The 20,766-nt window shown below is 70.3% G+C and carries 16 protein-coding genes; 5 read left to right on the top strand and 11 right to left on the bottom strand.

Going from position 1 to position 20,766, the window contains the following annotated elements; translation table 11 throughout:
• Window positions 1-50 precede the first annotated feature (50 nt).
• Both rfbB and RWS82_RS02390 read left to right on the top strand, forming a co-directional pair.
• Window positions 51-1,049: a dTDP-glucose 4,6-dehydratase gene (rfbB, locus tag RWS82_RS02395; protein ID WP_314646490.1), complete on the top strand. Its 999-nt coding sequence runs from the start codon at window positions 51-53 to the stop codon at window positions 1,047-1,049.
• Window positions 1,049-2,452 (top strand): bifunctional dTDP-4-dehydrorhamnose 3,5-epimerase family protein/NAD(P)-dependent oxidoreductase, encoded by a 1,404-nt coding sequence (locus RWS82_RS02390; RefSeq protein WP_314646488.1) that lies wholly within the window; start codon window positions 1,049-1,051, stop codon window positions 2,450-2,452. The genes rfbB and RWS82_RS02390 overlap by 1 nt, the downstream gene beginning before the upstream one ends.
• Before the next feature lie 52 nt (window positions 2,453-2,504).
• Here the strand turns inward: RWS82_RS02390 and RWS82_RS02385 are convergent, their stop codons facing one another.
• Window positions 2,505-5,345, bottom strand: a complete 2,841-nt coding sequence (locus tag RWS82_RS02385; protein WP_314646486.1) for a hypothetical protein — start codon at window positions 5,343-5,345, stop codon at window positions 2,505-2,507.
• Between the two features lie 76 nt (window positions 5,346-5,421).
• Entirely contained in the window at window positions 5,422-6,495 is a 1,074-nt protein-coding gene (locus RWS82_RS02380) for a glycosyltransferase (RefSeq protein ID WP_314646483.1), read from the bottom strand.
• A 119-nt stretch (window positions 6,496-6,614) separates the two neighbouring features.
• Here RWS82_RS02380 and RWS82_RS02375 point away from each other — a divergent pair, with 119 nt between their 5' ends.
• Together RWS82_RS02375 and RWS82_RS02370 are read left to right on the top strand one after the other, a co-directional pair.
• Entirely contained in the window at window positions 6,615-8,381 is a 1,767-nt protein-coding gene (locus RWS82_RS02375; RefSeq protein WP_314646482.1) for a DUF4012 domain-containing protein, read from the top strand.
• Window positions 8,382-8,522: 141 nt separating this feature from the next.
• Window positions 8,523-9,128, top strand: a complete 606-nt coding sequence (locus RWS82_RS02370) for a hypothetical protein (protein WP_314646480.1) — start codon at window positions 8,523-8,525, stop codon at window positions 9,126-9,128.
• Between the two features lie 204 nt (window positions 9,129-9,332).
• Here RWS82_RS02370 and RWS82_RS02365 read toward each other — a convergent pair whose 3' ends face one another.
• The 6 genes from RWS82_RS02365 to RWS82_RS02340 all read right to left on the bottom strand — a co-directional run bounded on the left by RWS82_RS02365 (window position 9,333) and on the right by RWS82_RS02340 (window position 15,220).
• Window positions 9,333-10,787: an LCP family protein gene (locus RWS82_RS02365; RefSeq protein ID WP_314646478.1), complete on the bottom strand. Its 1,455-nt coding sequence runs from the start codon at window positions 10,785-10,787 to the stop codon at window positions 9,333-9,335.
• Complete coding sequence (gene purE / locus RWS82_RS02360) at window positions 10,784-11,251, bottom strand: 5-(carboxyamino)imidazole ribonucleotide mutase (protein ID WP_314648156.1); 468 nt, start codon at window positions 11,249-11,251, stop codon at window positions 10,784-10,786. The genes RWS82_RS02365 and purE overlap by 4 nt, the downstream gene beginning before the upstream one ends.
• Window positions 11,252-11,372: 121 nt before the next feature.
• On the bottom strand, window positions 11,373-12,533 hold the full coding sequence (locus RWS82_RS02355) for a 5-(carboxyamino)imidazole ribonucleotide synthase (RefSeq protein ID WP_314646475.1): 1,161 nt from the start codon (window positions 12,531-12,533) through the stop codon (window positions 11,373-11,375).
• A 38-nt stretch (window positions 12,534-12,571) separates the two neighbouring features.
• Window positions 12,572-13,126: a PH domain-containing protein gene (locus tag RWS82_RS02350; protein WP_314646474.1), complete on the bottom strand. Its 555-nt coding sequence runs from the start codon at window positions 13,124-13,126 to the stop codon at window positions 12,572-12,574.
• Between the two features lie 58 nt (window positions 13,127-13,184).
• Complete coding sequence (locus RWS82_RS02345) at window positions 13,185-13,952, bottom strand: biotin--[acetyl-CoA-carboxylase] ligase (protein ID WP_314646473.1); 768 nt, start codon at window positions 13,950-13,952, stop codon at window positions 13,185-13,187.
• Window positions 13,949-15,220 (bottom strand): CDP-glycerol glycerophosphotransferase family protein, encoded by a 1,272-nt coding sequence (locus RWS82_RS02340; protein ID WP_314646471.1) that lies wholly within the window; start codon window positions 15,218-15,220, stop codon window positions 13,949-13,951. The genes RWS82_RS02345 and RWS82_RS02340 overlap by 4 nt, the downstream gene beginning before the upstream one ends.
• A gap of 78 nt (window positions 15,221-15,298) precedes the next feature.
• Here RWS82_RS02340 and RWS82_RS02335 point away from each other — a divergent pair, with 78 nt between their 5' ends.
• Complete coding sequence (locus tag RWS82_RS02335; protein ID WP_314646469.1) at window positions 15,299-16,369, top strand: glycosyltransferase family 2 protein; 1,071 nt, start codon at window positions 15,299-15,301, stop codon at window positions 16,367-16,369.
• Window positions 16,370-16,408: 39 nt separating this feature from the next.
• Here the strand turns inward: RWS82_RS02335 and RWS82_RS02330 are convergent, their stop codons facing one another.
• The 3 genes from RWS82_RS02330 to RWS82_RS02320 are packed head-to-tail and all read right to left on the bottom strand — an operon-like array spanning window position 16,409 to window position 20,710.
• Entirely contained in the window at window positions 16,409-17,845 is a 1,437-nt protein-coding gene (locus RWS82_RS02330; protein WP_314646467.1) for a CDP-glycerol glycerophosphotransferase family protein, read from the bottom strand.
• The gene (locus tag RWS82_RS02325) at window positions 17,842-19,092 is read right to left on the bottom strand and encodes a CDP-glycerol glycerophosphotransferase family protein (protein WP_314646465.1); all 1,251 of its coding nucleotides are present in this window, start codon (window positions 19,090-19,092) and stop codon (window positions 17,842-17,844) included. Before RWS82_RS02325 ends, RWS82_RS02330 begins: the two co-directional genes overlap by 4 nt.
• Before the next feature lie 46 nt (window positions 19,093-19,138).
• The gene (locus RWS82_RS02320) at window positions 19,139-20,710 is read right to left on the bottom strand and encodes a trypsin-like peptidase domain-containing protein (RefSeq protein WP_314646462.1); all 1,572 of its coding nucleotides are present in this window, start codon (window positions 20,708-20,710) and stop codon (window positions 19,139-19,141) included.
• Window positions 20,711-20,766: the final 56 nt, after the last annotated feature.

Here is a 20,766-nt window from a genome sequence, read left to right as displayed (position 1 = left end):
CTGGACAAACGCCGAGGGGTGGGAGAAGGGCAGCCGGTACGCTGAGAGCCATGCAGAGACTGCTCGTCACCGGCGGCGCCGGCTTCATCGGTTCCAATTTCGTCCACCACGTCATCGACAACACCGATGCCCACGTCACCGTGCTCGACAAGCTGACCTACGCGGGCAACCGCGCCTCGCTCGACGGTCTGCCCGCGGATCGGGTGACGTTCGTCGAGGGCGACATCGCCGACGCGGAGCTGGTCGACGGGCTGTTCGCCGAGGTGGACGCCGTCGTGCACTACGCGGCGGAGTCGCACAACGACAACTCGCTCCACGACCCGCGTCCGTTCCTCGATACGAACATCATCGGCACCTACACGCTGCTCGAGGCCGCCCGGCGCCACGACCGCCGCTTCCACCACATCTCGACCGACGAGGTCTACGGCGACCTCGAGCTCGACGACCCGGAACGGTTCACGGAGTCCACCCCGTACAACCCGTCTTCCCCGTACTCCTCGACCAAAGCCGGCAGCGACCTCCTCGTCCGCGCCTGGGTCCGCTCCTTCGGCGTGCAGGCGACCATTTCAAACTGCTCGAACAACTACGGCCCCTATCAGCACGTCGAGAAGTTCATCCCGCGGCAGATCACCAACGTGCTCCGCGGCATCCGTCCGAAGCTCTACGGCGCCGGTCAGAACGTGCGCGACTGGATCCATGCCGACGACCACTCGTCCGCAGTGCTCACCATCCTCGAGAAGGGCGCGATCGGCGAGACGTACCTGATCGGTGCCGACGGCGAGAAGGACAACAAGTCGGTGGTCGAGCTGATTCTGACGCAGATGGGGCAGGCGGCCGACGCATACGACCACGTCACCGACCGGGCAGGGCACGACCTCCGGTACGCGATCGATTCCACCAAGCTCCGCACGGAACTCGGCTGGACGCCGAAGTTCGGAGACTTCGAGTCGGGGCTCGCCTCGACCATCGACTGGTATCGCGACAACGAGGCGTGGTGGGCACCGTCGAAGGATGCGACAGAGTCCTTCTACGCCTCGAAGGGCCAGTGATGACCGAGTTCGGCAAGTCGCTCGCGATGACCGAGACCACGATCCCCGGGTTGCTCATCGCCGAACTGCCCGTGCACGGCGATTCGCGGGGCTGGTTCAAGGAGAACTGGCAGCGCGAGAAGATGGTGGCCGCCGGCCTCCCCGACTTCGGGCCCGTACAGAACAACGTGTCGTTCAACGATGCGGTCGGCACGACGCGCGGCATCCATGCGGAGCCCTGGGACAAGTGGGTGTCGGTCGCGACGGGACGGATCTTCGGCGCGTGGGTCGATCTGCGGGAAGGCCCGTCCTTCGGCGCGGTCTTCACGGCCGAGCTCGATCCCTCGCGGGCGATCTTCGTCCCCCGCGGGGTCGGGAACTCCTATCAGACCCTCGAGCCCGATACGGCCTACACGTATCTCGTCAACGACCACTGGTCACCCGACGCGGAGTACTCGTTCCTGAACCTCGCCGACGAGACGACCGCGATCGACTGGCCGATCCCGTTGAGCGAGGTCGAGATCTCCGCGAAGGACCTGGCGCACCCCCGTCTCGCCGACGTGACGCCGATCCCGCCGAAGAAGACACTCGTGATCGGTGCCAACGGACAGCTCGGTCGCGCGCTGCGCGATGCATACGGCGACGGGCAGGCGTTCGAGTACGCCACCCGCGACGACATCGATCTCGCAGACCCTGACTTCGTCGGCGCGCGGCGCTGGCGGGATTACGGAACCATCATCAACGCCGCCGCGTACACGGCGGTCGACCTGGCCGAGACTCCGGAAGGGCGGGAGCACGCCTGGGCGGCGAACGTCACGGGCGCGGCTGCGCTCGCACGCATCGCCACGGCGAACGGCATCACGCTCGTGCACGTCTCCAGCGACTACGTGTTCGATGGAACGAAGCAGGGTGAGTATTCCGAGGACGACCAGGTGCGTCCGCTGGGCGTCTACGGCCAGACCAAGGCAGCGGGCGACGCGATCGTGTCGACCGTGCCCCAGCACTACATCATCCGCACATCCTGGGTGATCGGCGAGGGAAAGAACTTCGTGCGGACGATGGCCTCTCTCGCGGAGCGCGGCGTGGACCCGAAGGTGGTCGACGACCAGACCGGACGACTGACGTTCACGACCGACATCGCCGCCGCGATCCGTCACCTGCTCGAGACGCGCAGCCCGTTCGGTATCTACAACGTCACGGGCGCCGGCGAGCCGATGACCTGGGCCGCCCTCGCAGCCGAGGTCTTCGCAGCGACCGGACACGACCGTTCACGCGTCACGGGCGTCAGCACCAGCGACTATTTCGCCTCGGCGACCGGTCCGGTGGCCCCGCGACCCGAGAACAGCGTGCTGAGCCTCCAGAAGATCGAAGCCACGGGCTTCGTCCCGGCCCCCATGCTCGAATCGTTGGCACTGTACCTGTGACAACGAAGAAGGCGCCGCGTGGAGCAATCCACGCGGCGCCTTCTTCATGTCTCTAGGGGACACGCACAGTGGTGCAGAGGATCAGCGGGTTGCCTCCCGCACCGTTGTTGATCGCGTAGAGGCACACCTGGTTCGATCCCGAGGGCATCGGGACGAACGAGCTGAAGCCGTGCTTGGATCCGACGCCGGGGTACGCCGCGCCAACGTCCGGACGTTCTCCGTCCGCGAGGAAACTGGTCCCCACGCCGTTGACGTATGCGTGCACCTGAATCGAGTCGACCGTGTCAGGGTCGAAGGCCCACCCCGTCAACGTGGCGCCGCCGGCTCCAGGAACTGCACTCTCCAAGAAGCCCTTCGGTACGCGCCCCTGGTCGGACGGGGTCGAGGCTGCCACCGTCACTGACGCGCATGCGATCAGGGGGTTGCCGCCCGCGCCGTTGTTGATCGCGTACACGCAGACGCGGTGGGTGCCCGCCGACATGGCGAGGAACTCGCTGAATCCGCTTCGGCTCCCCGCCCCCGGGTAGGCCGCTGCGACGTCAGGGCGGGAACGGTCGGCGGTGAAGCCCTTGCCTGCACCATCCACGTAGATGTGCACCTGGATCGGATCGACAGTGTCGAGATCGAAAGCCCAGCCCGAGACTGTCGCTCCGCCGTTACCCGGTGTGATGCTCTCGACGAACCCGACGGGCGCACGACCGAGATCGGCGGGGGCCGTCACCTTCACGCTCGCGCACGTGAGGGTCGGGTTACCGCCCGCCCCGTTGTTGATGGCATATACGCAGACCTGATGGGTTCCGACAGACATCGAGATGAACGCGTCGAAGCCGCTGTTGGGGCCTGCTCCCGGGTACGCCGCGACGATGTCCGGACGGCTGCCGTTCGCCGGGATACCCTTACCGACTCCGTCGACGTAGACATGCACCTGGATGGGATCCGTCGTGTCGGGGTCGAACGCCCACCCCTTGACCGTTGCACCGCCGGGGCCCGGAACGATGCTCTCAACGAAGCCGACAGGCGGGCGCCCCTGGTCGACGGGGGCCGTGACCTTGACGGTGGAGCAGACAATCAGAGGGCTGTCCCCTGCGCCATTGTTGAGTGCATAGACGCAGACCTGGTGGGACCCCACGCTCATCGAGATGAACTCGTTGAAGCCGTGGCGGGAACCCATGGACGGGTACGCGGCGCCGAAGTCCGGTCGATCCTTGTCGGCGCGATAGGTCTTCGACGCTCCGTCGACGGTGATGCGAACGTCGATCGGGTCGGTCGTGTCAGGGTCGTATGCCCAGCCGGACACCGTCGCACCGCCTGGCCCAGCGACCATGCCTTCGACGTGCCCGACTGGGGCACGCCCCGGATCGCGCGCCGGGGGAACGGTCACCGTCGTGCAGCCGAGCAACGCGTTCGCCCCGTTGCCCACATTGATGCCGTATGCACAGACCTGTTGCACGCCCGCCGGGGCCGTGATCCGGGCACCGAAGCCATGCGCGTCCCCGTAGAGGGGATACTGCACCCGCACGTCGGTCCGCGAACGGCTTGCGACCAACGCTGTCGCCGATGAACCAACGTAGACGTGGACGGCGATGGAGCTGGCCGAGTCGGGGTCGAGCGCCCATCCGGCGACTTCGACCGCGCCGTCGACGCCCACCGCACTCTCCAGGAAGCCGACCGGCGGGCCGGTTCGCCCCGCGGTCTCCTCGCACCGCAGCGTCGAGTTCGCACCGGCGCCGATATTGATGCCGTAGACGCAAAGCCGCAGGGCTCCCGCCTCCGTCGCCGGGATGCGCACGTCGAACCCGTGCGCGTTACCCTTACCCGGGTACGCGGCGCCGACATCGGGACGGTCCCCGTTCGCGGTGAACGCGTACCCCGACGCCCCTGCGTAGACGTGCACAGCGATGCTGTCGCTCACGTTGGGATCCAGGGCCCACCCGCGGACACGGAACTCACCGGGAAGGGACTCGATGGATTCGACGACCCCGATCGGGTCCTCCTTGGGACCCTGCGTCGAACCGAACCAGTCGGTGAAGTAGTTGTAGAAGTTGCGGTTGCCGTAGGCGGAGCATCCGTCTCCCGTGCCGTAGCCGGCGCGGAGCGCGGCGGCGTTGGGCTGGTACGGCGTGTAGTAGTAGAGCGCCGAGGTCGCCTTATTGGCGACGTAGACCGGCGAGCTGCCGCAGTTGGCGTTCGGGTTGTACTGGATGTTCCAGGTCCTGCCCGGGGCGTACCACTGGAACCAGCGGCCCTCCATGTAGATCTGCATCTGGCGCGCGGCGCCATAGATCTGGTGGAAGAAGCCGATGTAGTTCGGGTCGCAGGGTGCGGTGTCCGGGCACCCCTGGCCCAGGGCGATGTTGTACCGCCAGGCGCTCGGCCAGGTGTGCGTGATGAGACCCTGCTCCTTCTGGAGCATGACGATGAGCACCTGCGGGTTGATGTTGCAGGCCTGAGCGACGCGGTAGATGATGCGCGCTGCCGACTCGTTCGCCGCGCCCGAGTAGCCGCTGCAGTACGCGTCGGCGGGGCGGGTCACCGAGGTGATGCGGAAGTCCTTGAGGCACACGATAGGTTTGCCGTCCTCATCGGTGCCTCCCTGGCACCGCGCGACCTTGCTCTCGAAGAACGCCTGGATCTGCGCCTCGGACATCGTGTTCTTGTTGGTGAACACGGCGTCGCTGATGATGTTGCCCGGGGTGAACCCGTCCAGGGTCATCTTCGCGATGCCGGTCGCCGGGTCGACAGCGCTCCGGGCGGCCGTCGTGACGGCGGGAGCGGCGACGGCAGCGGTCGACGGCACGAGGATGCCGACGACGAGGGCTGCGACGGCGACGAGGACCGTGACCCAGCGGTGGGGAACGCTGGTACGGAGAGGACGTGGGGGGTGTCCAGACATACAGACATTCTTGCGGAGATTCCCAGTCAGCGGTGAGCGAACACACCCGTCCGCGACGGCTCATGCAACGATCGCATCACAATTCAGCGTGGAGCGCCCAGATCCGCTCGGCGGACCCCGCCCAGGAGAACGCCCGCGAGCGGTCGCGAGCGAGCACCGACAGGCGCCGCGCAGACCCCTCGCATGCCTCGGCGACGGCCTCGGCGAGGTCGGTCGCGGAGACGAGCATGCCCCCATCGGCGATCACGTCGTGGTGCGCACCGCTGTCGACGGCGACCACCGGGACGCCGAGGGTCATGGCCTCCAGCGCGCGCCAGGGCCAGGATGCGAGCGGGCTGGTCGCGACGTACGCCGCGGCACCGGCGAGGATTGCCGCACGGTCCGCATCGTCGAGTCGTCCGCGCACATGGGCACGCTGCTCGGGCAGCCCGGCGGCGGCCGCGATGTCGGCGATCGCCGGCTCGACACCCTCGGCCGCATCGAGCACCACAGCGTGAGCGTCACTCGCCGCGGCACCGCGGAAGCCGTCGGCGAGCGCATCGCCGGTTCCCGTGACGACGATGTACCGGTCAGGCACGGACAGCGCCGCACGCCTCTCGACAGCGTCGGTCGGGACGGCGAAGCCGGACGGCGCAGCTCCCGCGATGACCTGGATGCGGTCCCCGAGCTTCGACAGCTCGGCCAGGCGCCGCGCGATCGCGTGCGTCGGCACGACCACGGCGTCGGCGTGCTTGACCGCTCGCTTCAGCATCGCGCGGTGCCAGGCAACGCTCGTCTTCGACATCGTCTCGGGAGCCTCCCAGGCGTCGAGACACCACAGGCTCACGGTCGTCTGGTCGTGGTCGTGCAGGCGATCGTGACGGACGAGGGGCGCGAGGAGCGACGGGGCGTGGATCATCCCCCCACCCACCCCGGGAGCGATGCCGAGCTGCCACGACGCGGCGAGCTCCCGACGGGCCAGACCGAGCGTGCGCGTGGCGGCCAGGCCGTCGACCGACGGATCGCCGCCGGCCGGCACGATGGCTTCGACGCTGCACCCCGATGGAGCCGTGGCGACCAATCCGTGCGCGAGGTCGAGAGCGGCGGCCGCCTGGTCGGGATCGACGACCTGTACGACCTGATCCAGGACGACGCGAAGGCGAGCACTCATGGCACTCAGGTTAAGCCCGTGCGCCCCGCCCGCCCGTCACCGGCGAGCGCGGCGCGGACGACTGTCAGCAATTCCCCAGATCCGCCCCTCGCAGGGGCCGTTCGTGCTTGAATGCCATCGTGAGCGACGGCCGCCTTCCGCGACGACGACGACGGTGGGTGGGATGGGCCGTCGGTCTTCTGCTGACCTGCCTGCTCCTGGCGGTCGGGTGGGTCGCGGTCCGCGGTATCGGAGCCGTCGATGCGCTGCAGACCGTGCGCGAGCGGGCCGGCGAGTTGAAGACCGCGATCGCCGCCCGCGATGTCGACGAGGCGGATCGCCTGGCGGCGAGCATCGCCCGCCATGCCGCCTCCGCTCACGACCTCACCTCGGATCCGGTGTGGACGGCGTTCGGCTACGTCCCCTGGCTGGGCCCCAACTTCCGCGCCGTGAGCGAGGTCGCCGCGATCACCGACGATGTGGCCGCCGATGCCCTCTCGCCGGTTCTCGACGCCGCCGCGGACCTCGACCTCGCGCGCCTCGGACTCAGTGGCGGCGCGGTCGACCTCGCACCCTTCGCCGCGATCGAGCCGTCGCTCGCCGAGGCGGCCGAGGTGCTCGCGGACGCCGCGGATCGAGCGCGCCGCATCGACGCCGACGCGACGCTCCCCCCGCTCGCCGACGCGGTGCGCGAGATGCGCGGCGCCGTCACCGAGGCGGCGACCGTGGTCGGAGGCCTGCACGGAGCCGCCCTGCTGCTGCCCTCGATGCTGGGCGGTGAAGGGCCGCGGAACTACGTCGTGGCGATGCAGAACAACGCGGAGCTGCGCTCCTCGGGCGGCATCATCGGGTCGATCGCCCTCATCCACGCCGAGAACGGGCAGATCTCCCTCGTCCAGCAGGCGTCGACGCGCGACTTCCCGCCCCTCGACGCTCCGTTGCCGTTGAGCGAATCGACGGTAGCCCTCTTCGAGGACGGCCCGGGTCGCTACCTGCAGAACCTCACGAGCATTCCGGACTTCGCCGAGGCGGGCCCGGCGATCGCCGCCCGTTGGCAGGGGGTGTTCGGCGGCACGGTCGACGGGGTCGTGGCCGTCGACGCCGTCGTCGCAGCCCATCTGCTGGAGGCGTCCGGCGATGTGACCTTCGGGCCGTTCACCGTCTCGTCCGCGACGGTCGTCGACGTGCTGCTCTCCCAGATCTACGCCGCCGTGCCGGATCCTGCCGCGCAGGACGAGGTGTTCGCGCAGGCGGCCGGCGCCCTCCTCGGCGCCGCTCTCACGGCGGCCGAGCCGCAGGCGCTGCTCGCCTCCCTCGGCGCGGCAGCCGACGAACAGCGCATCCGGATCTGGAGCGCGCACGAAGACGAGCAGTCCGTGCTCGCGGCGTCGTCGCTGAGCGCAACTCTTCCGACGGATGCCGAGGACGAGGCGACCGTTGGCGTGCTCCTCAACGACACGACCGGCGGCAAGATGGACTACTACGCCCGCGCGAAGGTGGGGGTCGCGACCGGCGTCTGCGCCGGCATCCCCACCACCCAGGTGCGGGTGACGTGGTCGAACGATGCGCCGCCGGACGCGGCCACCTCCCTGCCGGCGTATGTGACCGGAGGCGGGCAGTACGGCGTAGACCCCGGGTCGGTGCGCACCCTCATCGCGATCTACGGACCCGAGCAGTCGGTGTTCGCTGGATCGCAGCGCGATGGCGCCGAGGAACCCGTGCAGACCGCGCTCCTGGGCACGAGACCGGTGGTGCAGCACGAGGTGGTGCTCGCGCCCGGGGAGTCCGCGACGGTCGTGGCGGAGTTCCGCGACGGTGGCGCGGGCGAGCGACTGACCTCGGTCAGCCAGACCCCGACCGTCTCGCCCGCCGAGGCGACACGCGACGAGCTGCGCTGCGGCTCGTGACTTTGCACCCGGGATGGGGTACGGTCATCTCACTGGGGAATATCTGGGCCTGACAGAACCTGCCGTGGGGGCAGGAAGGGCTCACGCAGTCGGACGCAGGGGTGTGTCCGGATGCGATTCCGCGTGAGATCTGGGGAGATCATGCTGAAAAAACTGGCTGCAATCAGCCTCATCGCCGGCGCGGCGGTATTCGTCGCGCCCGCCGTCGCCACGGCGGACGACTCTTACTCCGACAAGCCGAGTGTGACGGTCGACGACCCGATCATCGACAACTGCGACGTCTCGACCATCATGTTCGGCCCTGGCTCGTTCCCGGCCGGCGAGACCGTCGGGGTCTCGGTCTCGGGGCTCGATGCGTCTGATGCCGCTCTCTCGGGCAACGTGGCCGCCGCCGACGGCAGCCTGACCGTGGCGTTCCGTCCGCCCCGTGGCGGCTCGGGTGCCTACGCCATCACCTTCACGAGCTCGGCGGGCGCGTCGACCGCGCGTGTGGCGTCGATCGCGTCGATCGGGCAGTACACCGCCGTCATCACGGTCGACGGGCGGACCTCGACCTGCCCGCGTGACCCGGCGGTTTCGGCGGCGGCGGGGAGCGAGTTGCCGCTCAGCGGCGACGGTTCCATCGAGCTCGCCCTCACGGGCGGAGGGGTCTCGCCCTGGCTGGTCGGCGGAGGCGCCGCGGCGCTCGTCGCGGGCGGAGGGCTCTTCGCCGTCGGCGTCGCGCGTCGCAAGCGCTCCGAGATCTGATCACCGCGTAGCGGTGGTCGACTGGACGACGGTGATCCCTCCCCCTCCGATCACCGTCGTCTGGCGAATCCGGCGTTCACGCCGGATGCCCGCGGCCGTCCTCCTTCACTCTCCCGAGGACGGTCGCGGGCACTCGCATGCCCGTCCGCTGCTCGACGTGGTGGATACCGACGACGCGCCGCGTCCGGCGCGAACGACCGCGCCTCACGGAGCGGGCGTCGGCGTCTCCGTCGGCGGGTGGAGCGCCTGCTGCACCATGTCGCGGATGTAGGCATAGTCGGGCTGCTTCTCGTCGACGCCGTTCTCGGGTGTGAGCTCGATCGTCTGCACCGGCTGCTCTTTCGCCTTCATCATGAGATCGAAGAACTCCGGCAGCTTGTCCTGCGGCAGATCGGTATCGATCAGCGCCGTGCCGGCCGCCGCGACCTCGTTGAACCGGGTGAGCACCGTCTGCGGTGTGAACTGGTCGAGGATCGCCTGCTGCAGCTCGCGCTGCCGCTTCATCCGATCCCAGTCGCTCGTCGTATAGCGCGAACGGGCGTACCACTGGGCGGTGTCGCCGTCCATGTGCTGCTGGCCCACCTCGATCCAGCCGATCGCCCACTCGTTGACGTCGGTGCCGTGCCACCCCTCGGGCGGACCACCCTTCGGAAGCCGCTCGGTGACGTTGATGTCGACCCCGCCGAGCGCATCCACGACATCGGCGAAGCCGTGCATGTCGACGAACACGTAATAGGGGATCTTGATGCCGAGCACGCCCTCGGCGGCATCCTTCGTCGCCTCGATGCCCGGGTCCGAGCCGTGCGCCGCGGCGTCGGGGTAAAGACCCGTGCCGTTGTCCTCCCGACAGATCTCCGCGGCATTGCGGATGTGGTTCATCCAGCCGTTCCATCCGCAGGTCGACGAGCCGTGCCCCTCGAAACCGTTCGGGTAGAGCTCGCGCATCGGGCTCCCCTCGCTGAACGGCGCGTTCGGCAGCTCGCGCGGGATACCGGTGATGGTGACCGCCCCCGTGGCCGCGTTGACCGAGACCACCGAGATGCTGTCGAAACGCATGGAATCGCGTCCGTCGCCGCTGTCGGCGCCCAGGAGGAGGATGTTGTAGTAGCCGTCGTCGGGCGGAAGGCTCGGCCCGCTCTGGCCGAAGATCGAGGAGATCGTGCTCCGGGCGCTGCCGACCGCGGTGGCGGCATAGGCGGCACCGCCGCCGACCAGACCCAGCAGGATGAGGGCCACGACCGGAATCGCGAAACGGGAGACGGTGGGCACCCTGACCAGCCGCACGAGCCGCAGGACGTCGAAGGTGAGCACGGCCCACAGCACTGCGTAGCCGACGAGCAGGATCTGCACGAGTGTGAGCACGAGCGCCGAGAACCACCCGGCCCCGACCGTGAGCCAGAGGAACACGGGACGAGCGAACAGCACGAGCCCCGCGGAGATCACGACGAGCGCCCAGGCCGCCAGGGTCGCCCCGAGGCCGATGCGGCCCAGACGACGATTGCCGGCCAGCACCTGCGCCGACCCGGGGATCAACAGGTTCAGAACGACGAGCCACCAACCGCGCTTGCCCATCATCGCCGGATCCGACGCATCGGGCCGACGGAGGGGATGCGTCTCGATCAGCGGGCGCCCTGGGGCGCGCGGGGGCGCGAGGGTCACAGAGCTTCCTTCAGTCGCGCGTTCTTCGCCTCGACCTGCGCCTCGAGGTCGCGGGCGAACGCCTCGACCCGGTCGGCGAGGTCGTCGTCGGACGTCGCGAGGATTCGCGCGGCGAGGAGTCCGGCGTTGCGGGCCCCGCCGATGGACACGGTCGCCACCGGGATGCCCGCCGGCATCTGCACGATCGAGAGCAGCGAGTCCATGCCATCGAGGTACGCGAGCGGAACGGGCACACCCACCACGGGCAGGGGTGTCATCGAGGCGACCATGCCCGGCAGATGGGCGGCTCCCCCGGCTCCGGCGATGATCACGCGGATGCCCCGCCCCCGGGCCTCGCGGGCGTAGCTCATGAGCTTGTCGGGGGTGCGGTGGGCGGAGACCACCTCGACCTCGTGCGGGATGCCGAAGTCGCTCAGCGCCTGAGAGGCGTCGCTCATCACGCGCCAGTCGGAGTCGGAACCCATGATGACGCCGACGAGCGGGGTCTCGGAGGAGTGCAGAGGCTCGGTCACCAGAACAGGGTACGGTCTCGCTCCGGGGAATCCCCCGAAGGCGCGCGGCCGGGGTGCACGGCGATGCGGCGGATCAGTCGAAGTGCGCGGCGGCAGCCCGGGCGATGTACACCGTGTCGTCGAGATCGCCGCCCGTCACATTCACGTGACCCACCTTGCGGCCGGGGCGCGAGGCCTTGCCGTAGGTGTGGATCTTCGCGTCGGGGTGCGCCGACATGGCAGTGTCGAAGCGCTCGTCGATCGTCGCATCCTGCGGGCCGCCGAGGATGTTCACCATTACGGCCCAGGGGGCGCGAGGAGCGGTCGCACCGAGCGGCAGATCGGCGACGGCACGCAGGTGCTGCTCGAACTGGCCGGTCACCGCACCGTCTTGGCTCCAGTGGCCGCTGTTGTGGGGGCGCATCGCCAGCTCGTTCACCAGGATGCGCTCGTCGTCGGTCTCGAAGAGCTCGACCGCGAGCATGCCCGTGACACCCAGACCCTCGGCGATACGCACACCGATCTCGGAGGCGACCTGAGCGAGGCGGTCGCCGGCGGCCGGCGCGGGCGCGATGACCTCGGCGCAGACACCGTCGCGCTGCACCGTCTCGACCACCGGGTACACCGCGATCTGTCCGCTCGGCCGACGCGCGACCTGCTGGGCGAGCTCCCGTACGAAGGGCACGAGCTCCTCGACGAGCAGCGCATCACCCGATCCGAGCTCGGCGAACCAGTCGTCGGCGTCACCGGCGGCGCGGACCACGCGCACGCCCTTGCCGTCGTATCCGCCACGGGGGGTCTTCACCACGCCGGCCCCGCCGTGAGCATCGAGGAAGGCCCGCAGATCGTCGGACGACCGCACGGCCGCCCACTCGGGCTGCGGCACGCCGAGATCGGCCAGACGCGCCCGCATGTCGAGCTTGTCCTGGGCGAACCGCAGCGCGTCCGGTCCCGGATGCACCGCGACGCCCTCGTCGACGAGGGCCCGCAGGACGTCCTGCGGCACGTGCTCGTGGTCGAACGTCACCACGTCGACATCGGCCGCGAACGCGCGCACCGTGGCGAGGTCGCGGTAGTCGCCGACCGCGGTCGCGGCCAGCTGGGCCGACATGCCCTCCCCTTCGGCGAGCACTCGGATGTCCATCCCGAGTTCGACCGCCGGGGCGATCATCATCCGGGCCAGCTGTCCTCCGCCGATCACGCCCACACGCAGTGCCATCACGGATCTCCTCTCGTCTCGACCATTCTCGCCCATCGCGGCGAGCCGCGCCGACGGTGCGGATCCCGCCGCCGTCAGGCGGATGCGAACGACTCGCCGCCGGCCTGCGCGTCGCGGTGCGCGAGGATCTGGCTGACCTCGATCTGATCGGCGAGCGTCTCGTGCACGAGGGTGGCGTTCGGAACCTCGACCAGCCGCAGAGGGTCGTCGACACCGTTCGACAGGGTGATGGTCGCCGTGCCCCAGAGTCGCTGCAGGGGTCCGCGCCGCACGGCGATCGTGTACCCGCGCGCGTGCGACATCTCGCGCCGCTGACGTGACCCGATCCCCCGCCGCACGATGATGCGGCGGGTCGTGATCGTCGTGGTGCGGGAGAGCCAGACGACGAACGGCAGCACGACGAGGAACAGGATGATCGCTCCCGCCGCCGCGAGCAGCATCCAGTCCTCGAACGGGGCCGGCAGGTTGCCGTACAGGTACGCGGTCGCACCGAAAGTCGCGACGAGCAGGACCGCCGACCAGAACAGCCGCCGCGCGTGCCCGCGGAACCGCGCGATCAGGCGCTCCTCCGACGGCACCCCGGGGGGCGGCATCATCGGACGTCCTCCGAGCGTCACAGGCTGCGTCACCCCACCATTGTGCCCGGCCCGACCGACAACGCCGGGCGCGGCCGCGGCGTGTGCGGATTCACGCCCGGCGTGCGTGCACCACGTCGCCGGCGGAGACCGCCTCGCGACGTCCGTCCGCGGAGACGACCAGCCGCCCCTCGTCGTCGAGCGCGACCGCGGTTCCCACGAGCATCCGTCCGCCCGGCAGGGTCACCTCGACCTCCCGACCGATGCTGGCACTGCGGGCCACCGCAGCCGCGTGCACGCCCCCGGCCATCGGGTCGCCTGACGCCGACAGCATCCCCAGCAGCTCATCGAGCCGATCGAGGTAGTCGGCGAGCAGGCGATCCTCGTCCGCGACCGCGCCCAGCACGGCGAACGACGTGGCCGTCGGAACCGGCAGCTGCTCCACGGTCATGGCGGTGTTCACACCGGCACCCACGATCACCGCGTCGTCGGAGGCCTCGGCGAGGATCCCGCAGATCTTGAGTCCATCCACGAGCACGTCGTTCGGCCATTTCACGGCCACGTCCCGGGCCGCCACCTGCTCCGAGATCGCATCAGCCATCGCCACGCCCGCGATCAGGGGGATCCATCCGCGTAGGGCGTGATCCATCCGCGGCCGCAGGATCACCGAGATCGCGAGCGCCGCGCCGGCCGGGGCGATCCACACCCGGTCGAGGCGCCCGCGCCCCGCGGTCTGGTCACGCGTGACCAGCACGGACAGATGCGGCCACGACGTCGTGTCGTGGGCGTGCGCACGCAGGTCGGCGTTGGTCGACCCGGTGCGGGCGACCACATCAAGTCGGCTCGCGCGTGCGGCGCTCCGCGGGAACTCCATCGTCATGCGTCGACGTCGTCGTCCGCCGGCTCCGCCGGGACGTCTCCGATCTCGCGCCCGTGCCACTCGTCCCACTTGACCAGCAGCTCCTCGATCGCGGCGTGGAATTTCGCGGTGGCGACTCCGGGCGAGGTGTCGCCGAAATAGTGCTGCACCCACATGCGCAGGCGCGCGACCGCCGCCTCGTCGTCGCGTACGCGCTCGACCTCCTCGACGATGTGCGAGGCGCCCTCGACGGTCAGCCATTCACAGTCGGAGAGGTAGCCCGACTCGTCGACCGACGCCCGGTCGTCAGCGGGGCGGGTGATCAGCAGGGGCTTCCCCGCCGCCAGACGGTCGTAGACCATCGCGGAGATGTCGACCACGGCGACGTCGGCCGTCGACAGCTGCCAGCCGAGTTCCGGTCCGTCGTCGTAGACGTGCTGGGCCGAGGGGTCGGCGGCGTTGGCGCGTTCGAGCATGCCGAGGATGCGCCGGTGCGCGGCACCGTACGCCGCGTCGACGACACCGCTGCGCGGGTGTGGCCGGTAGATCACGCGGTGCGATCCCGAGGCGACGAGGGCGCCGACCAGCGCCTCTCCGTGCGTGGCGATCGAGCCGTAGTGCGCACTGGGGCGGTCGCCTTCCCAGGTGGGCGCGTACAGGACGACGGTCCGGGCGTCCGGTGTGAAGGGGATGACCCCGGAGTAGTGGTCGGCCTGCGGACGCCCGATCTCGAGCGTTCGCCGGTCGACGTCGTAATCCCACAGCGTGCGGGTGAGGCGGTCACGCGCGGCCTGCCCGGCGACGAAAGCGTAGTCGTACGCCTTGTACTGATTCGTCGTCATGTACATCTTGTCGGACTCGCCGTGGTTGATGAACACGTGCCAGCGGCGCCCGTACCGGAACATCTGGAAGTTCCGGGTGTTCTGATTCACGTACAGCACGATGCGGATGTCATGCCGGGCGACGAACTGCTCGAGGCTGCGCACGGTGGGCACGAATGCGACCGGAGGAGCGCCGTCCTCCTCGAGCAGCTTCTCGGCTCCCGTGGCGTGACGGGCCAGCACCACGACGGGCCAGCGCGTCGCGAGCTCGGCCAGGGGCCGGTACCACTGGCGCATCTGATACATGTTCACCGCGCCGTCGGCGAAGTAGACCGCGATCCGGAAGTGATCGTCGGGGAATGGCTCGCGCGTGGCGAGCGTGCGCCGCACGTGCTGCACCGCCGTGCGGGAGGCGAGTGCCCGTCGGAGGAGACCGTATGCCTTCTTCACGTCGGAGAGTGCGCCCATCCCTCCAGGATACCGGCCCGTCCCCCGCTCCCGACCGGCCTCCAGCGGAGCGTCCGCCGCGCATGACATGATCGACGAATGCACGAAGACGAGACACCCACGACCACTGCGGGGGTCTCGTTCGTCATGCCCGTGCTGAACGAGCACGCGTACCTCGAGCACGCCGTGCGGTCGGTGCTCTCGCAGGACCTCGATGCGCCCGTCGAACTCGTGCTCGCCCTCGGGCCGTCCACGGACGGCACGACCCAGCTCGCCCAGCGCCTCGCGGCCGCCGACGACCGCATCCGCCTCGTCGACAACCCGGCGGCGCACATCCCGGTGGGGCTGAACGCCGCGATCCGCGCGAGCCGCTACGCGATCGTCATCCGGGTCGACGCCCATTCCGAGCTGGCCCCCGGCTATGCCGCCCGCGCCCTGGCCACGCTCGAACGCACGGGAGCCGCGAACGTGGGCGGCGTCATGCACGCCGAGGGCCGTGCGCCGTTCCAGAAGGCGGTCGCGCGGCTCTACAACTCCCCCGTCGGTCTCGGCGGCGGCGCTTACCACGGCGCCGGCGACGAGGGCGAGGCGGAGTCGGCCTACCTGGGCGTCATGCGGCGCTCGGTGCTCGACGAGGTCGGGCTCTTCGACGAGACCATCCGCCGCGGCGAGGACTGGGAGCTGAATCTCCGCATCCGCCGCGCAGGGCACCGGGTGTGGTTCGATCCGCAGCTGTCGGTCACCTACTGGCCCCGCGAGAGCTGGATCCGGCTCGCCCGCCAGTTCCGGGCGACCGGCGCCTGGCGGGGAGAACTCGTACGCCGTTTCGGTCGACGCAACAGCCTGCGGTACTTCGCCCCGCCGGCGCTGGTGGCGCTCGTGCTGCTCGCCGTCGTGGTGGCCGTCCTGCAGATCACCGGCGTTCTGCACGGACTCGCCGGGCTGCTGTCGTCGATCGTCTACGTGCCGCTCGTCGCCTACGCGTTGCTCGTGGTGGCGGTCGCACTGGCCCCCGGGGGCGGAGGCTGGCGTCAGCGGCTGTGGACGCTCGTCGTGCTGCCGACCATGCACCTGTCGTGGGGCATCGGTTTCGTCGGCGGAGTACTGCGCGGTGCGCGCGACACGGTCGACGCCTCGCGTCTGGGCACGCAGAACACCCCGCTCCCCTGAACAGGGTCGTCGACGCGTGCGGCGGGGCCGAGCAGCCGGTCAGCGGTCGAGGAACCCCAGGTCGAAGATCCGGTCCACCACGCGCTCCGCGGCATGCCCGTCGTCGCGCGTGTTGAACTGCCGCTGCCACGCGGCGTACCGCTCCGCGAACCGCTCGGCGTGCCCGTCGTCGGCGAGCGCCGCGACGAGCTCGTCCTGCGAGTGCACCAGCGGACCGGGCGCGCGCTCCGCCAGGTCGAAGTAGAACCCGCGCAGATCGCCGCGGTAGTGATCGATGTCCGGCACGAGGAAGTACATCGGCTTGCCGGTCACGCTGAAGTCGAACATGACCGACGAGTAGTCGGTGATGAGGGCATCCGCCGCGAGGAGCAGCTGCGCGGTCTCCGGGTAGCCGGTCACGTCGATGACGCGGGCGCCCGCATGGTCTCGTCCCTCGGGAAGGGTGCGCGAGTGCCCGCGCACCAGCACGACCGCGTCGGCCGCTTCGGCGAGGCGCTCCGCGTCGACGAAGTCGACCATCTCGGCACGGTCGTCGCGCCAGGTCGGCGCATAGAGGAGCACGCGCTCGTCGTCGGCGATCCCCAGTGCGGAGCGGATGCCCGACGCATCGCCGCCGACCAGGGCGTCGTTGCGGGGGTAGCCCTCGACCCAGATCGGGCGTCCGAAGAAGGCGTAGGCCTTGCGCAGGATGCGCTCGGCGTAGACGTTCTGCCCGAGGAGCACGTCCCACCGGCGCGACTCCTTGACGACCGCCGCCATGCGGCGCAGGTCGAAGCCCGGTCGATGCAGCGCCAACCGCTTCAGCGGAGTGCCGTGCCAGGTCTGCAGCACCTTCTGGCCGGGCTTGCGCGCGAAACGCCGACGCAACCAGTCGTTGACGACCAGCAGACGCGCGTCTGCGCGTGCACGCCACCACTCCGGGCTGCCCTCGACGACGGCGACCGCGCCCTCCGGCACGGGCACCGAGAGGTCGACGACGCTCCAGTACCGACGCACGGCGGGAGCCCGCCGTGCGATCTCGCGGTCGATGGCCTGCGGATTGCATCCGACGCTGCGCCCGTAGAAGCTCTCGAAGAAGACCGCGTTCTCCCGCTCTCCGCGGTGAGCCGCGTACCGCTCTTCGAGGGTCGCCTGCCCCTCCGCGCTGAGGTACGCCGGGTCGACCGGCGCGGCGACGCGCACGGCGCCGTCCTCGACCGATGCCCGCACCCCGCGCAGCAGCACCGGAGCGACCGTGAGGTCGGAGGTGTCGACGTCGGCGATGCGCAGTCGGTAGGTGCCCGTCGGCAGCGGCAGCGACGGCCCGCCCCACCGCGACGCTTCCAACGCGAAGACCGCCCGCCAGGTCTCGCCGCCGCCGGTGATGCGACCGGCGACGCGCGCGCGGGCTCCGACGAGGTCGGCGGAGGCCGGGCGCTCCCCCGTGCCGGTGATCACGAGCGTCTGCGCCGCCTCGTCGATGCGCGCCGTCGTCATGCTGCTCCCTTCGGCGCGCGGGCACCCCGCGCGCGGATCGCGCGGTAGACGCGCTCGGTGTTGCGACCGTCGCGATGCGCGTGCATCGCCGCACTGAGCGACGCGGACCGCGCGGCGCGAGCGGCGAACGCCGCGTCGTCGTCGAGGATCGCCGCGAGCTGCGAGACGAGCTCCGGCCACCCCGGTGCCGCGTCGTCGCCGGCGACGTCGTCGAAACGGCCGTAGAACCCGCGGGTGCGGGCGTACTCCTCCGCGTCCGGAGCGAGGAAGAGCACGGGCATCCGCAGCAGGCCCACGTCGTATGCGAGCGAGGAGTAGTCGGTGATCAGCACGTCGATCGCCGGGAGCGCCGGTGTCACGTCCGGGAGCACGCCCGACCCGAGCATCCGTACCCGCGACGTGGCGGGGGGCGCGTAGGCGCCCTCGCCGAGGGGATGCGAGCGGATCAGGAGCACCGCATCGTGGCGGTCGAGCACGTCGATGATGCGAGCCCACTCGTCCGCGTCGGGAACGGCCGGGTCGATGGCGCCGTCGCGCCAGGTCGGTGCGTAGAGGATGCGGCGCGGCCCGGCGGGGATGCCGTCGACGACGGAGGTCAGCAGCGCTTCGGCCCGGGAGCGGCGGCTCTCGTTCGTACCGGCGGAGAGCACGTCGACCCGGGGCTCCCCCGTCACCACCACGCGATCGCCGGGCAGCGCGAACGCGGACTCGAGGCGGCCCCGCGCGCGGTGCGATGCGGCGGGGAGGATGCGGATGCGCTGGGCGGCCCGTCGGTAGAGCACCTCGATGGCGCGGCGGAGGATCGGCGCCCCGGGGATCGACGGCAGCTGGGTGGTGGCGGGCGAGTCGAGGCCGATGCGCTTGAGCGGGATGCCGTGCCACAGCTGCACGACGAGGGCTCCCGTACTCCCGTAGCGGTTGACGTCGCCCAGCCCATGGGTCACCACGACGACCCCGGCGCGGGCGGTCTCCCACCAGCCCCGCCACCCGCTCTTTCGGACCGTGCGGATGCCGAGGGCCGCAGCATCTGCCTCCTCCCGAGGGGACGACGTCAGCCAGACGAGATCGTGGCCCTGCGCGCTCGCGAAGGTGTGGAGAGCGAGAGCGCCGTCGCCGATCCCGGCTCCGCAGCCGACCACCCAGCGATCTCCGCGCGGCACGACGAGGGTCCCGATGCGTCCCAGGAGATACAGCGGGATCCGCAGCAGCTTGGCCGCGTTGCCGGACCCGAACGAGAAGGACGCCACCCCGCGAGCCTAGCGGGGTGGCGTCCGTTCTCCGAGTCGGATCGGGTCAGCCGGCGAGTTCGCCGAGGGTGACGTCGGCCTCGTACTCCTTGCCGTTGCGGTTGTAGGTGACCGTCGCGTCGCTGCCACCCGCGGCCGCACGGACCTGGGCGGTCAGATCAGTCGCGCTCGAGATCGGGACGCCGTTGAACGCCGTCACGACATCGCCCGCTTTGAGTCCCGCCGCAGCCGCCGCGCCGCCGCCGGTGACCTCGGCGATCGACGCCCCGGCGACCGTCGCGTTCTCGGTCGAGGCGGCATCCTGCACGGATGCGCCGAGCAGCCCGTGGCTGGCGGATCCGTCGGAGATGATCTCCTCCGACACCCGCTTCGCGATGTTCGACGGAATCGAGAACCCGAGGCCGATCGATCCGGACTCCTCGGACGACCCCGAACTCGCGATCGCCACGTTGATGCCGATGAGCTTGCCCTCGCTGTCGACCAGCGCGCCGCCCGAGTTGCCGTGGTTGATCGCGGCGTCGGTCTGGATGACGGCGATCGAGATGGAGTCCGTCGTCTGCTGCTGTCCGTTGCCCGGCAGGTCGAACTGGAACGGCCCCTGACCCTGCTGGCCCTCCTCGGGCGCCTGCTCCTGCGGCGCGTCCTCCCCGGACGAGTCCGGGAGGGCGGACGAGGCGATCTGGATGCTCCGGTTCAGCGCGCTCACGATTCCGGTGGTCACCGAGTTCGACAGACCCAGGGGGGCACCGAGCGCCACCGCCGTGTCGCCGACGTTGAGCTTCGACGAGTCCGCGAACTCGATCGGGGTGAGGTCTTCGGCGTCGGTGAGCTTGATGACCGCGAGGTCGTAGATCGGGTCGGTGCCCACGACGGTGGCCGAGTAGATCCGACCGTCGGAGGCGGTCACGCGGATCGTCGGATCGGCGACCGCGCCGCCCAGAGTGACGACGTGGGTGTTGGTGAGCACGTAGCCGTCGTCGCTGATGATCACGCCCGAACCGCTGCCGGCCTCGCTGGAGCCGGCGACCTCGATGGTGACGACCGACGGGAGGGCGGTGGTCGCCACCGCGGTGGTCTCGTTGACCGAACCGGGGTTGTTCACGGTGACGGTCTGCGGGCCCTCGGCCACGCCGACCGACGACTCCCCGCCGATGCCGTTCCAGATCGCGCCGCCCCCGAACCCGGCGACACCGCCGACCAGAGCGGCTGCCACGACGATGGCGGCCAGGCGCACGCCGCCGCGCGGCTTCTCCTTGACGGACTCGGCAGACGCTCCGGCGGGCGCGGCGGTTTGCGCGTCGGGCCCGACGGGCAGACCGAAGGCCGCCCCCGATGACGCGGCGACGTACGCCGGGGCGGCGGGCGCGGACTGCGGATGTGCGGAGGCGAAGGTGCGCGGCATCTCGTGACCGGCGACGGGAGCGCCGACGGAGGCGGGAGCAGTGGACGGATGCGCAGGGGCGCCGGCGGATGCGGGGCGCTCGGGCGCGGCGGGAGCGGGGTGCTCGGGCGCGAGGGGGCGGTCGGCAGCGGAGGCGGCCGGTCGGCCGGTGCCCTCTGCGGCGGGGGTGGACGGCACTTCGGGTGCCGTGTGGTCCTGGGGGGTGTCCTCGTTCATGATGTGCTCCTTCAACGACACTCCCAGAGTGCCCCTGATGTCTGTGCGTTTCTTAT

Source organism: uncultured Microbacterium sp., assembly GCF_963528945.1.
Taxonomy (GTDB): domain Bacteria; phylum Actinomycetota; class Actinomycetes; order Actinomycetales; family Microbacteriaceae; genus Microbacterium.
Note: the sequence above shows the minus strand (reverse complement) of the source record. Positions and strands in the feature narration are given on the sequence as shown.